Here is a 13,816-nt window from a genome sequence, read left to right as displayed (position 1 = left end):
CCACGGCCACCCGTACAGTCCGGCCGCCGGTGTGCCGACCTTGTGGGGATGGTCGGGCCATCGTGACTGACGCGGCAGCCGCCGCCGCTCGCACACGCCCCGCCGGGACACCCGAACCGCCAGCTCCCGCTGGCACGTGGAGGAAAACCGTGCGTTCTCTGTTCGCCCGCGCGCTGCTGGTCGCCCTCGTTCTCGCGATCGCGCCGCCGGCCTCCCAGATCGAGCTGATCTCGATTCCCGAGGTGGTCAGCGAGGACCTCGCGGTCCGTGTCTCGTCCGACCGCCTGGTGCTCAGCAGCGCCGGCCAGGACGAGGCGGAGGCCCACCGCTCCGACCCGATCGCCGCGCCGATCCCGTTCAGCATGGTGGGCTTCCGTCTTCCCGACGGCGTCGACACCGTGCACGTGCGCACCGCCGGCGACGACGGCGTGTGGGGCGAGTGGTACGAGCTCGAGCGCCAGACCTTCGAGGACGGTCCGGACGACGGCTCGGCCGAGGCCGCCGGCGACCGCTCCAACCAGCAGACCGAGCCGGTGTTCGTCGGCGAGGCCACGCGGTTCCAGGTCGAGATCCCGGCGCAGGACGTGGATGCCGCGGGCGGCGACGTCGAGGTGGCCGCGACCGTGCTGGACACCGACGGGCTCTCGGGTGGTCCCGTGTCGCGCAAGGCCGTGACCGTCGAAGGTCCGGTCGCCGAGGCCTCCTCCGCTCCCCGCGTCGTCACCCGCTCGCAGTGGGGCGCGGCGGCCTACAAGGGCACGCCGTCGTACTACGACCGGGTCGACCTGGTCGTCGTGCACCACACGGCGGGCAACAACAACTACACCCCGTCGCAGTCGGCCGGCATCGTGCGTGGCATCCAGCGCTACCACCAGGACAGCAACGGCTGGTCCGACATCGGTTACAACATCATCATGGACCGCTTCGGCACGATCTACGAGGGTCGTGCCGGCGGGATCGGTCGCGGCGTCGTCGGCGCCCACGCGGCGGGCTACAACACCGGCTCGTTCGGCATTGCCGTCATGGGCAACTTCGTCAGCGTCGACGCCCCGCAGGCGGCCTACGAGTCGCTGGCCGACATGATCGCCTGGAAGGCCGCGATCCACGGGTTCGACCCGCTGGGGACCACGGCCCGCACCGCCAAAGGCGCCCAGGTGCGCACGATCACCGGGCACCGCGACGTCGGCTCGACCTCGTGCCCCGGCCTGATCGGCAACCGGTTGTGGTGGATCCGCACCGCGGCCGCGGAGCGTGCCCCGTCGATGCCGGCCACCGGCCCGGGTCCCGCGCCGGCCAACCAGCGCTTCGCCGACGTCCCGGTCTCGTCCGCGCACCACGACGCGGTCGTCACCGCCCACGACACCAACGTGCTGCTCGGCTACACCAACAACAACCCGGCCACCTTCCAGCCCGGCTCCGCGCTCAACCGCGGTGACATGGCGCGCGGGGTCGCCATCGCCATGGGCCTCGAGCCCAACCCCAACTGGCGCGGCCGGTTCAAGGACCTCGACGACGTGCCGTGGCTCGCGCCCCACATCGTCGCGCTCGTCGACGCGGGCGTCGTGCAGGGCTACCCCGACGGCACCTTCCGACCGAGGCAGGCGCTGCGGCGCGACCAGATGGCGACCTACCTCGCCAACGCGCTGGACCTGCCCCGCGTGCGGCCCACCTTCACCGACGTCGGCCCCGGCAACACCCACTACCTGGCCATCGGTGCCGTGCAGCGGGCCGGGGTCACGACCGGCGTGACCGCGACGAAGTACGGTCCGCTGGACACGATGCGTCGTGACCAGTCGGCCTCGCTGCTGGTCCGGGCCTTCAAGCTGGTGGCCCCCGAGCCGGAGCCCGAACCGGAACCGGTGACCTCCGGGGACTTCGCGGCCGACGTACGGGTCAGCGACTGACAACCCAGACGACGAGGGGCGGTACGGCGAAAGCCGTCCGCCCCTCGCGCACGTCGGGGCGAGCGCGTCGCGCGTGTGCCATACCTGTCCGCCGGTCGACCAACGAGTTGTATTGATGCTCCGCTCGAGAACGCCCCTGGTCCTGCTCGCGCTGTTGGCGACGTCGCTCGCCGGACTGGGGCACCTCCCGGTCGCTGCCGCCGAGGACGTCACGTCGGAACGCGCCGACGCCGCCAGCGCCGACGACACCACCGGCGTACAGGGTGAGCAGCACACGGGGAGCTCCGGCGACGGGGCCCGCAGCAGTGAGGACGCGCCCGCCTCAGCCGCTGGTGAGCACGACGGCGAGCCGACCGGATCGACCGGGAGCGGCTCCAGCGAAGGCGGCTCGACCGGCGGCTCCAGCGAGGACGGCGCCACGGGCGGCGGTACGAACAGCGGTTCGGCAGAAGGCGGCGCCAGCGACGGCGGCTCCGGCAGCGGCGCCACCGGCAACGGCGCCACCGGTAGCGGCGCCACTGACGGTGGCGCCTCCGATGACGGCTCGACCGACGACGGCTCGCTCGATGAGGAGTCAGCCGACGGCGAGGTGCCCGAGGAGGACGAGGAGGCCACCATCCGTGCCGCGGCACAGCCGCCGGCCGGCGGGTTCCCGATCCGCGGCGCCGTGCGTGCCGTGGGCAACCCGACCCCCGACGTCCGCTTCCTCGGCTCGGGCTGGGGGCACGGCGTCGGCATGAGCCAGTACGGCGCCTACAACATGGCCAAGCGGGGCCACAGCGCCGCGGGGATCCTCAACCACTACTACCCGGGCACCGAGGTCGGCACCGACGCCCGCGCCGACGAGCGCATCCGGGTCAACCTCCACGCCGGCGTCGCGACCGCGAGCATCGAGGCGATCGACGCCCCCATCGAATGGCGCCACTGCCGGCCGCGGGCCAACGAGACCATCGACCACCGGGTCAACGACTGCACGCTGGACGACCCGCCGGCCAGCGACCCGACCAGCACCGTCTTCCACGTCCAGCCCGCCGGCACCACCCTGCGGGTCTGCTTCTGGAACGGCGAAGGCGTGACGCCGCCGCCGGCCCAGCCGGTCGCCGGACTCAAGCTGGTCTCCGGCAACAGCTGCAGCGACAACAACGCGATCGTGGCGACCACCGACCGTCCGGTGCTGCGCGCCTACCACCACGGCAACATGGTCCGCACCCGCCTGGCCGCGGGCGACGCCGGCCGCCGCTACCAGCACGGCTGGCAGGACTTCCATCGCAAGACGCTCGGCATCGACGTCGTGCAGGACATCAACTCGGTCGAGCGCTACCTCGAGGGTCTGGCCGAGTCGATCCGCTCCTGGGGCCTCGACGGACCGGCGGCACTGGAGGCGCAGGCCATCACCGGCCGCACCTTCGCACTGCGTGCCAAGGCCGCGCCGCGCGGGCTTCGGGCGGGCACGCGGGCGTGCTCGTGCGACCTGCTCAACACCCCCAGCGACCAGGTCTACGCCGGACGTGACTTCGCGCTCGCGCAGTACGGCAACCTGTGGGTCAACGCGGTGACCGCGACCAACCACCAGGTGTTGCGCTACGACGGCGCGCTCGCGCAGACCTACTACTCGTCCTCACACGGCGGCGGGCGCAGCGAGGCGGTCCACGAATCGTGGGCATACGGAAACACCCCCGTGCCCTACCTGCGCAGCGTCAACGACCCGTACTCGATGAACGAGCCGCACAGCTTCCGGGCCTGGACCTCCAACGCCACGCACGCGGCCTTCGCGGCGCACGTGTCCTCGGGCCGGCCCGCACCGCTGAGCCGTGTCGAGCGGGTGCAGATCCTCTCGCGCACCCAGGGTGGCACGCCCAAGGAGATCCAGGTCACCGGCGTGACCGCCAACGGCGCCACCGACACGTTCGTGTTCACCCACCGGACCAACGACTCGCAGACCCTGCGCGAGAAGCAGGTCGCCGGCGCGTCGTTCCGGCTCAACCTGCCCACCAGCGGGCACCCGACCGCGGCGGGCGCCCGGCTGCCGAGCTCGCAGATCAGCTCGATCGGCTTCGCCCCCTTCACCGACGACGACGGGCTCACCCACGAGTACGCGATCACGTGGGCCAACCGCGCCGGCATTGCCGAAGGCGTGGACGAGACCCGGTTCAACCCGGGCGGCAACGTGACCCGCGCCCAGATGGCGTCGTTCATCTACCGGACCTTCCAGATCCCGGCGCCCACGGTCCGCGGCGGGTTCTCCGACGTGTCCGACCCCAACGCGACCCACGCCATCGCCATCGACGCGCTGGCCGAGGCGGGGGTCGCCGGTGGGTATGCCGACGGCACCTACCGGCCGGCCGACAACGTCACCCGCGAGCAGATGGCCACGTTCATCGCCCGTGCTGCCGGCCTTTCGACGGCACCGCCGCAACAGTCGAGGTTCAGCGACGTCCGCGTCGAGGGCACCCACGCCGGCGCGGTGAACTCGGTCGCGCAGGCCGGCATCACCCAGGGCTGCACGCCGGACGGAACCCGATACTGCCCGATGGATCCGGTGTCACGCCAGCAGATGGCGAGCTTCCTGCGGCGGGCCGCCACCTCGTGACGGCCGCCACGACGGGGCAGCGCAGGCGCGCCACGACCACCACCTCCACCGGGGTGGTGGTCGTTGCCTTGACGCTCGCCCTGGTCGTGCAGGGATCGGCCGTCGCGCAGCCCGGGCACGCCCAGCCCGGACAGGCGGCTGAACCGGTGACGGCGCGGACGGCATCGGCCGTGCAGGACCTGGTCGTCGACGACGGCGGGGCACTGCGCCTGCTGGTCGGCTGGGTCCCCGACGCCACCGCCGACGTCCGCGCTGCCGCCCTGGCGCGGGCCGGCGTCGAGGTGTCACGTGCCCTCACCGACCACGTCGACCTCGTCGCGGTCCTGCCCGACCTGGTGCACGACGTCTCGTCGCTGCTCGCGGCCGAGGCCGGTGTCGAGGTCGTCGAGGTCGACCGTTGGCTGTACGCCGCCGCGCCGGCGGAGCCGCCCAGCGATCCGCTGTTCGGCGAGCAGTGGGGCCTGCACAACACCGGCATGCCGGTCGACGGCACCGCCACCACCGCAGGCGTCGACGTGCGGGCGCTCGAGGCGTGGTCGGTCACCCGCGGCCGGCCCGACGTGGTCGTCGCCCTGATCGACTTCGGCATCGATCCCGACCATCCCGACCTCGCGGACGCGCTGTGGGTCAACCCCGGCGAGGTGACCGACGGCCGCGACAACGACGGCAACGGCTACGTCGACGACGTCCACGGCTGGAACTTCGTCGACCGGAACCCGCAGATCTTCGTCAGCGCCGAGGAGGACTGGCACGGCACCGCCGTCGCCGGCGTGATCGCCGCACGAGCCAACGAGGTCGGCATCGTCGGCCTGGCGCCCGAAGTGCGGCTGATGGCGCTCAAGACCTTCAGCGGCCTCGGCGAGATGGGGCGCGCCAGTCTCAGCGACACCCTGCAGGCGTTCGCGTACGCCGCGGACAACGGCGCCGACGTGATCAACGCGTCGTGGTTCCGCACCAGCGACAGCCCGCTGCTGTACGAGGCGGTCCGCGACGCCGGCGTCCCGGTGGTGGCCGCCGCAGGCAACGACCGCCGCAACCTCGACAACGGCGACTGGCAGGTGTTCCCGGCCGGCTACACGCTCCCGAACCTGGTCAGCGTGACGGCGATCGGCCCCGACGGCCAGCGGCCCGCGTTCGCCAACCACGGCCGGCTTCACATCGACGTCGCCGCACCGGGCGCCCAGATCCGCACGACCGTGCCGGATGGCTGGCGCGTCCTCGACGGCACCTCGTTCGCGGCGCCGCTGGTCACGGCCGCGCTCGCGCTGGCCATCAGCGTCCAGCCGAACACACCGGTGCACGACCTGGTCGACGCCGTCTCGTGGACCTCGCGGGTCGTCCCCGGTGCGGCGGACACCACCACCGCGCGCGGGATGCTCGACGCGGGGGCGTTCCTGCACGGCATCCAGCGTCCGATCTGCGGTCCCGCCGCCGGTCGCGCGCAGCTGTTCGCCGACGTCGACCCGGCCAACCGCCACGCCGACGCGCTGCGGTGCCTGCGTGCCCTCGGAATCGCCGAAGGGGGCAACGACGGTCGTTACCGGCCGGCCGCCACCATCAACCGGGCGCAGCTGGCCAGCCTCCTGGCCCGCTCGCTCGACACGGCCGGCGTGGCGTTGGCGTCGCGTCCTGCCGACGCCTTCGCCGACGACGACGGCTCCGCGCACGAGCACGCCATCAACCAGCTCGCCGCGCTCGGCATCGTCCGCGGTGACGCCGACGGTCGCTTCGGACCCAACCGTGCGGTGACCCGGGCGCAGCTGGCGTCGCTGGTCGTACGCGCCCACGACACCGCCACCGGGACGCGGTCGCGACCGTCACGCAACTGGTTCACCGACGACGACCGCAGCACGCACGCTCCCGCGATCGACACCGCCCGCGACCTCGGCGTCGTGCGGGGCGTGGCTACCCTCCGCTTCGCCCCGGGCTCGGACAGCCGCCGGGACCAGGTCGCCAGCCTGGTCGCGCGCTTCCTCGACTCGGTGGCGCGACACGGGGAAGGGGCTGGCGGCGCAGTGAGCGCTTCGGACGCCGGCGAGGACACAGGGGCGGCATGAGCAGCCGGGCGCGGCGCGACACCAGCATGCGGCAGCGGCGGCACGGCCGCGCCCTGGCGGCGCTGGTCGCCGCGGTGATGGTGGTGCCCGCGACCGGCGTCGCCTCGGCCCAGTCGGCCCCACCACCGGTGAACGATCCGCTGTTCCCCGAGCAGCACCACCTGCCCATCATCCGCGCCCCCGAGGCGTGGGAGATCACCCGCGGCAGCCCGGCGATCTCGATCGCCGTGGTCGACACCGGCGTCTCGCCTCACCACCCCGACCTCGCCGGCGCCTTCTGGACCGACGCGCAGGGGCACCACGGCTACGACTACCTGCGCGGCACGAACGAGACCTTCGTCGACGGCGGGCGGGACTGGCACGGGACCGCGGTGGCCGGGGTCGCCGCGGCACGCGCCGACGACGGCGTCGGGACGGCGGGTGTCGCGCCGGGCGTGTCGATCAGCGTGCGGCGCATCCTCGAGTCCGCCGGTCCGTTCAGTTCGCCGCAGCTGCGGACGACCGTCGACACGGCGGTCCGCGCCATCGAGGACGCCGCCACCGCCGGGGCGGACGTCATCCTGCTGCCCTGGGGATTCGCCGAGCTCAGCCCCGGACAGCGCAGCCAGCTGCGCACGGTCATCGCCGGGGTCGGGGTGCCGGTGGTCGCCGCGGCGGGCAACAGCTACCTCGACCTCTCGAGCCGCGCGGGTAGTTCCGGACCCTGGCCGGCTCGCTTCAACGACCTGCCGAACCTCGTGACCGTCGCGGCCTCGGACCGTGAGGGCTACCTGCTCTACGACGAACGGGACGGCACCGGGTCGAACTACGGCCGCACGACCGTCGATCTCGCGGCGCCCGGCGAAGCCATCCTCGCGCCCGACGTCGGCTTCGAGAGCGATGACTACTTCCGCTTCCACGGCACCTCGTTCGCCGCTCCGCAGGTCGCCGGTGCGCTTGCGCTCGGTCGCTCGATCGCGCCGACGATGTCGACCAACGAGCTGGTGGGCGAGGTCATCCGCAGCGTGACACCGACGAACCGGTTGCAGGGTCAGGTCGTCAGCGGCGGGGTCCTGGACGTGGCCGAGTTCCTGCGCAACGTCCGACGGCGCGCCTGCACCGAGGAGGTGGCCAGCGGCGGCTCGCCGTTCACCGACGTCAGCGCCCAGGGGGCCCACGGCTTCAACATCAAGTGCGTCGCCCACTGGGGCGTGGCCGAAGGCGTCGGCGACGGCCGCTACGCACCGGGACGCCACGTCACCCGCGGGCAGATGGCGTCGTTCCTGGTCCGCATCCTCGAGGTCGCCGGCGACCCGGCCGCGACCGCCGACGCGCCAGACGCCTTCCCCGACGACGACGGTTCCGTCCACGAGACGGCGATCAACCGGCTGGCCGCGGCCGGCATCGCGACCGGCCGCGCCGACGGTCGGTTCCAGCCGGGCGCGCCGGTGACCCGGGCACAGATGGCCTCGTTCCTGACGCGGACGATCCACCACTTCGAGATCCATTCGGGCGAACCCCGGGCCTGGTTCAACGACGTCGAGGGAAGCGCGCACGAGCAGGCGATCCTCGCCGCCCGGGAGTTCGGGATCACGCTGGGCACCACCGAACCGCGGTTGTTCGAACCGGCGCTCCACACCCGCCGCGACCACATGGCGTCGTTCGTGTCCCGGACCCTCGAGGTACTCCGTCGCGAAGGCGTAGAACTGACGCCCCGCTCTTCCGGCTCCTAGGGCGCGACACCCTCGTCCCCGCGCTCGGTGGCGGGGGCGTCGGCCTCGCCATCCGCCTGGTGCCCTTCGGTCTCGTCGGCGTCGCCTTCCGAATCGACGGGGGAGCGGCTCGCCAGCCAGCCGGCGAGCGGCGCAGTCACCGCCAGCCCCACGACGCGGTTCAGTCCCGTCGCGGCCACCCCCACCGCCGCCGGCAGCGCGACCGCCGGAGCGAGCAGGCCCGAGATCGCCTCCGCCAGGCCGATGCCCGAGGGGAACACGCCGGCAGCGGCCGACAACGGGGCGCTCAGCGCGATCACCAGCGCCTGGAGCAACTCCAGGTCGACCCGCAGCGCGGCCAGCACCACCAGCAGCCGTACCCCGTACAGCAGCGTCACCGTCACCTCGACGTAGATCAGGGCCAGCGTCGCCCGCAGCGCCCGACCGGGCAGGGCGATCTTGCGCACGATCAGCGCGGCCACCACGCACCCGACGACACCGACCGCCGCGGCCAGCAGGGCAACCGGCCCACGTACCGGCGCGAGGGCGAGCCCGGCGATCAGCAGTCCCGAGCCCAGCCACGCCCCGGCTCCCGCGACGTTGACGGCGGTCGCGGCCGCTCCGCTTGCACCGCGGGTCCGCAACGCCTGCACCCGTACGAGCGCCGCGCCCGGAATCGGAAGCAGGTTGGCGGCCGTGGCCAGCACGACCACCCGCACCGACTCGCTCCAGGGCAGCGGACGCTGCGCGGTCGCGTACGCCATCACGCGTAGCTCGGCGGCGTTGCCCAGGATCGTCAGCGGGGTGAGCACGAGCCCGGCCACGACGAGCGGCCACCAGGACACGTCGTCGAAGCCGACCTCCAGCGCCCGCAGCGACACCACCAGCATCACGACGAATGCGACCAGCCCCAGCACCAGCAGGACACGACGAGCACGCGGGGACGGGTCGCGTGCGGCACCGACCCGCTTGACCAGCGCCACCAGGCGTGACCCCTCGGCTGGCAACAGCTGACCTCCGCGGGGCGGCTCGTTTCGTGGTGTCGCGTGAGGCTAATGGGTCGGCGTGTCCCGGATCGGCCGAGCGGTGACAGCTACCCTCGGCGCCTGCATCCTGCCGGTCTTCCGCTCGTCGGTCTGGTTTCCCACCGACGTCCGTGCCGACCTCCTCGACGTCAAGGAATTCCCCGTGGACATCGCCGTCATCGGTGTCGGGCACGTCGGTCTGGTCACGGCGGCCTGCCTGGCCGAGCTCGGACACACCGTGGTCGGCCTCGACGACGATGCCGCCAAGATCGAGACGCTGCACGCGGGTGGGGTGCCCTTCCACGAGCCCGACCTGCTGCAACTGGTGGAGAAGGTCACCGCGTCGGGGCTGTTGCGGTTCACCACCGACCTAGCCGATGCCATCGCCGACGCCGAGATCGTGTTCGTCTGCGTCGGCACGCCGCCGCTCCCGGGCGGCGGCCCTGACCTGCGCTTCGTGGAGCGGGTCGCCGTCGAGGTGGCCGCCCTCGCCGATCACGAACTGGTCCTGGTCGAGAAGTCCACCGTCCCGGCAAACACCGGCCAACGCCTCACCCAGGTCATCGCACGCGAACAGACGGCCCGCGGCACCGACCTCACCAACGTCCACATCGCGTCGAACCCGGAGTTCCTGCGCGAGGGCGCTGCCGTCTACGACACCCTCAATCCCGACCGGATCGTCTACGGCACCAGCTCGGATTTCGCCCGCGACGCCCTGCGCCGGGTCTATGCGCCGCTGGTCGAACGCACCGGTGCGCCGGTGGTGGAGACCGACGTCAACACCGCCGAGCTGATCAAGCACGCCTCCAACGCCTTCCTCGCCACCAAGATCTCGTTCATCAACGCCGTCGCCAACGTCTGCGACATCGTCGGCGCCGATGTCGAGGTGGTCGCCCAGGGCATGGGCATGGACGAGCGCATCGGCCCCAAGTTCCTCCAGGCCGGCCTCGGCTTCGGCGGCTCGTGTTTTCCCAAGGATGTCGACGCCTTCCTGCACCTGTCGCGCAACGTCGGCTACGACTTCCGGCTGCTCGAGGAGGTCGCGCGGATCAACGCCGGCCAGCGCGACGTCGTGCTGTCCAAGCTCCGCGACGAGCTGTGGCACCTGACGGGCAAGACGATCACGATCCTCGGAGCCGCCTTCAAGCCCGGGACCGACGACCTGCGCGAAGCTCCCGCGCTGCACCTCGCCAGGGCGTTGCTGGAGGAGGGCGCGACCGTGCACGTCTACGACCCTGTCGCCCTTCCCGGCGTGCGACGCGCGCTGCCAGACGTCGTCACCTTCGACGACCCGCTGCAGGCCGCCGCCGGCGCCCATGCCGCCGTGGTGGCCACCGACTGGCCCGAGGTCGTCAAGCTCGACCTCGCCGGCCTCGTCGCCGCGCTCGACTACCCGATCCTCGTCGACGGCCGCAACTGCCTCGACCCCGAGGCGGCCCGTGCCGCCGGCCTGCGCTACCACGGCATCGGCCGCGGCCACCTGCAAGCCTGAGCCCGACTCCCGACCGTCATCTGATCTCGCCGTTTGCGCGCACGATTGGTCCGATCGCACGATCCGGCGGCAACCCGCCATAGGCCGCAACCGGGTGCTCCCCGTCACACAGCGGCGCAGCGCACCACGTATCCGCACCCGCGGGCGGTGCGACCCGACCATCGGCCGCGTGCGTAACAATGCGTGCTGCTGCTCGACCCTAGGTCTTTCACCATGTCCACCGCACCGATCTCGCAGTTGCCGCCGCAGGACGACCCGCAGGAGCGTCCCGACGTCTCGATCGTGCTGCCCACCTACAACGAGGTTGGCCACGTCCGGCAGGAGGTCGAGCGGATCCGTGAGGCCATGAACGCCTCCGAGTACACCTGGGAGATCGTCGCCGTCGACGACTGCTCGTCGGACGGCACCCGCGAGTGGCTGCGAAGCGAGGCGAAGAAGGACGCGAACGTCCGCCTCATCGAGCACCGTCGCAACCTCGGTTCCGGCGGCGCCCGACGGACCGGCACCGCGGCGGCACGCGGCCACGTCGTGGTGTGGACCGACGTGGACATGACCTATCCGAACCACGAGATCCCGCAACTGGTCGACGCACTCGAGGGCTACGACCAGGTCGTCGGTGCCCGCACCAGCGAGGAGGGCACGCACAAGGCGCTGCGCGTGCCCGCCAAGTGGGCGATCCGTCGGCTGGCGCAGTACCTCGCGCAGGAGGACATCCCCGACCTCAACTCCGGGTTCCGCGCCTTCCGTCGTGACAAGGCGATCCGCTACCTCAACCGGTTGCCCAACGGCTTCTCCTGTGTCACCACGATGACGATGTCGTTCATGGCCGACGGCCTCGCCGTCGGTTACGTCGAGATCCCGTACGCCGCCCGCGAGGGCGAGTCGAAGTTCCACTGGTACCGCGACACCCGCAAGTACCTGTTGCAGGTCGTGCGGATGATCCTCGGCTACGAGCCGCTGCGGGTCTTCATGCCGGTCGGTCTCGCGCTGCTGCTGTTCGGGATCGCCAAGCTGATCTACGACATCACGACGAAGGACCTGCGGCTCGCGACCAACACGCTGCTGATCCTGTTCGCCGCGTTCCAGGTCATCAGCATCGGACTGCTCGCCGACCTCGTCGTGCGGGTGAGCAAACCGCCCGTGGACGACCCCTTGGACGCGCCCACGCGTTGACGCCGGCAGGCGTCGGCGCGGGTTGATTCAGCCGCCAGCGCCGCACCTGACCGGACGTGCAGGCGCGAGCGGTCGTTTGGACCGAACGTGCAGGCGCGCGAGCGGTCGGTTGGACCGGACGTGCAGGCGCGCGGGCGTCGGGATGGGACCCGACGTACCGGCGCGCGAAGGGTGGGTAGACCGGACCCGACGCACCGCGCGCGAACGGTCGTTAGGCCGAAACGGATGTGTTCGGAGTCGTGCGCGGCGGTCACGGCGGATCACCGCGGGTGTCCGGTGGTCGCGATCTTCTAGGTGGCTTGTCGGGTGCATGCAGCACCGGTCGTCCCTCGAACCAGCTGAGCTTCCAGCCGTAGAGGTCGAACTTCTTGTGGTGGTAGCTGCAGCCGAGGCCGGCCGTCGGGATGGTGAGACGGCCGCCGAAGCGGTAGCGCTCGCCGAGGTGCATGACCTGACACCACTGTGGTGGCTGGTCGCAGCCGTCGGCGATGCAGCCGCCGTCGCGTTCGACCACGGCACGCCAGACGCCGGCCGGCACCGAGCGGACCGCTTCCGAAGCCTCGACCGGGACGCCGCGGGCGTCGAGGATCAGCCGGGACACACTGCAGTCGTCGTAGAGCGGCTCGACCTCGGCGATCGGAACCGGTCCCGACCAGACCGTCTTCGCCAGACCGGATCCGCGATCGAGGTCGGCCTGCGTCAGGGTGATCGTCAAGTGGGGACGGATCCCGTGCTGGAGCGGCGCCTTGGCTGCGCCCAACGCCGCCTCGGCCATGGCGACCACGGCGTCGGCGGTCGCCTGCTCGGGTGTGCGGTGCTCGCCTTCGGCGTCGGTGCGACGGAAGGCGTGCACGGCCGTGGCGAGCATCTCGCCCGCGACGCCGGAGACGCGCACGTGTAGTTCCTGGAAGCCGTCGGGGGACTGGCTGAGGCGGCCGGTGCGTCGCTGGTTGCGCCGTTGCTGCGCCTCTACGGAGGCGCCGTCGTCGAGCTCTCCGAGCCGCTGTCGAACCAGCCGGCCGAACTCGGTCGGGTTCATGGCCTGGCCGGCCTCAGTCAGCTCGTGCTCGAGCCGCGCCCGCACCTCGGGGTCGGCGACGTGTTGAAGGGCGTCGACGAGGACCTGGGCATGGCGCGTCGGCAGCGTTCCGGCTTCGAAGGCTTCCCGCGCCCGTGGCGTCTGTGCCAGCTTGGCGCCGATCTGTTGGGCCTGCTTGACCTCGCCGTGGCTGAGGTGGAGCTCGCCGACCAGTTGCTGTCGCGCGTGGCGGGCAGCCTGTTCTCCCGCTCGCGGATTGTTCGGGTGCCGCGCCCGGGCGTCGTCCTTCTTGCGGCGGGTGAGCTCCGCGATGGCAGCGGACTTCCGTGCGTCGAGCTGGTTCCGGACCCGCCCGAGGATCTCGAGCTCGACGAGCAGGTCCAGCTCCTCGACGTCCTCGAGATCGCGTCGAAGAACACGCGCGGTCACGTCCGCCAACGCTTTCAGCGCGTCGCTGTCGGCGTAGACGGCACCGACGCCCCTCGCATGGCCGTCGGTTGCAATGGTGGCCACTGCACCGTCGTCTGTCGCACCGCCGTCGGTTGCAATGGCGGCCACTGCACCGTCATCCGTCGCGCCGTCATCCATCGCGCCGCCGTCCGTCGCGCCGCCGTCGGTCGCGCCGTTGTCAGCGGTGCCGACCGTTTCGTCGTGGGCTTGCTCGCGGAGGCCGACCCAGGAGCCTCGTCCCTCGGCTGCCAGGACCCAGGCGCCATGGCGGCGGTATCGGACCAGCGGCGCGGCGCCGGAGGCGGCGGAACAGGGAGGCGCCGCGCGCCGCTTCCTGGCGGCTGTTGCCGACCACGCTCCCATGACACCTCCCCCGATGTTGATCGAATGTATGT

Annotated in this window: 8 protein-coding genes; 6 read left to right on the top strand and 2 right to left on the bottom strand. The window is 72.0% G+C overall.

Annotation, left to right across the window (positions count from 1 at the left end):
* Positions 1-149: 149 nt before the first annotated feature.
* The 4 genes from ACERMF_RS12275 to ACERMF_RS12260 all read left to right on the top strand — a co-directional run bounded on the left by ACERMF_RS12275 (position 150) and on the right by ACERMF_RS12260 (position 8,263).
* Positions 150-1,904: an N-acetylmuramoyl-L-alanine amidase gene (locus ACERMF_RS12275; protein ID WP_373669396.1), complete on the top strand. Its 1,755-nt coding sequence runs from the start codon at positions 150-152 to the stop codon at positions 1,902-1,904.
* Between the two features lie 115 nt (positions 1,905-2,019).
* Positions 2,020-4,494, top strand: coding sequence for an S-layer homology domain-containing protein (locus tag ACERMF_RS12270; RefSeq protein WP_373669395.1), 2,475 nt, complete (start codon positions 2,020-2,022; stop codon positions 4,492-4,494).
* A 68-nt stretch (positions 4,495-4,562) separates the two neighbouring features.
* A complete protein-coding gene (locus ACERMF_RS12265; protein WP_373669394.1) occupies positions 4,563-6,551 on the top strand; it encodes a S8 family serine peptidase in 1,989 nt (662 codons plus the stop codon).
* The gene (locus tag ACERMF_RS12260; protein ID WP_373669393.1) at positions 6,548-8,263 is read left to right on the top strand and encodes a S8 family serine peptidase; all 1,716 of its coding nucleotides are present in this window, start codon (positions 6,548-6,550) and stop codon (positions 8,261-8,263) included. The genes ACERMF_RS12265 and ACERMF_RS12260 overlap by 4 nt, the downstream gene beginning before the upstream one ends.
* On the opposite strand, the gene ACERMF_RS12255 is transcribed toward ACERMF_RS12260, so the two are convergent.
* Positions 8,260-9,249: a hypothetical protein gene (locus ACERMF_RS12255; RefSeq protein ID WP_373669392.1), complete on the bottom strand. Its 990-nt coding sequence runs from the start codon at positions 9,247-9,249 to the stop codon at positions 8,260-8,262. The genes ACERMF_RS12260 and ACERMF_RS12255 overlap by 4 nt on opposite strands.
* Positions 9,250-9,328: 79 nt before the next feature.
* On the opposite strand from ACERMF_RS12255, the gene ACERMF_RS12250 reads away from it, so the two are divergent.
* Both ACERMF_RS12250 and ACERMF_RS12245 read left to right on the top strand, forming a co-directional pair.
* The gene (locus ACERMF_RS12250) at positions 9,329-10,759 is read left to right on the top strand and encodes a UDP-glucose/GDP-mannose dehydrogenase family protein (protein ID WP_373669391.1); all 1,431 of its coding nucleotides are present in this window, start codon (positions 9,329-9,331) and stop codon (positions 10,757-10,759) included.
* Positions 10,760-10,972: 213 nt separating this feature from the next.
* Positions 10,973-11,932, top strand: coding sequence for a glycosyltransferase family 2 protein (locus tag ACERMF_RS12245; RefSeq protein WP_373669390.1), 960 nt, complete (start codon positions 10,973-10,975; stop codon positions 11,930-11,932).
* A 250-nt stretch (positions 11,933-12,182) separates the two neighbouring features.
* Here ACERMF_RS12245 and ACERMF_RS12240 read toward each other — a convergent pair whose 3' ends face one another.
* Positions 12,183-13,484 carry a DUF222 domain-containing protein gene (locus ACERMF_RS12240; protein WP_373669389.1) on the bottom strand — a complete coding sequence of 434 codons (1,302 nt, stop codon included), beginning with the start codon at positions 13,482-13,484 and terminating at the stop codon, positions 12,183-12,185.
* Between the last annotated feature and the right edge of the window lie 332 nt (positions 13,485-13,816).

Source organism: Egicoccus sp. AB-alg6-2 (assembly GCF_041821025.1).
GTDB lineage: Bacteria > Actinomycetota > Nitriliruptoria > Nitriliruptorales > Nitriliruptoraceae > Egicoccus.
The sequence above is the reverse complement of the archived record's forward strand: the minus strand, read 5'-3'. Positions and strand labels throughout refer to the sequence as shown.

Excerpts from the sequence above, each read along its gene's own strand:
- ACERMF_RS12270 (WP_373669395.1), top strand. The coding sequence starts at position 2,020 with ATGCTCCGCTCGAGAACGCCCCTGGTCCTGCTCGCGCTGTTGGCGACG.
- ACERMF_RS12245 (WP_373669390.1), top strand. The coding sequence starts at position 10,973 with ATGTCCACCGCACCGATCTCGCAGTTGCCGCCGCAGGACGACCCGCAG.
- ACERMF_RS12260 (WP_373669393.1), top strand. The coding sequence starts at position 6,548 with ATGAGCAGCCGGGCGCGGCGCGACACCAGCATGCGGCAGCGGCGGCAC.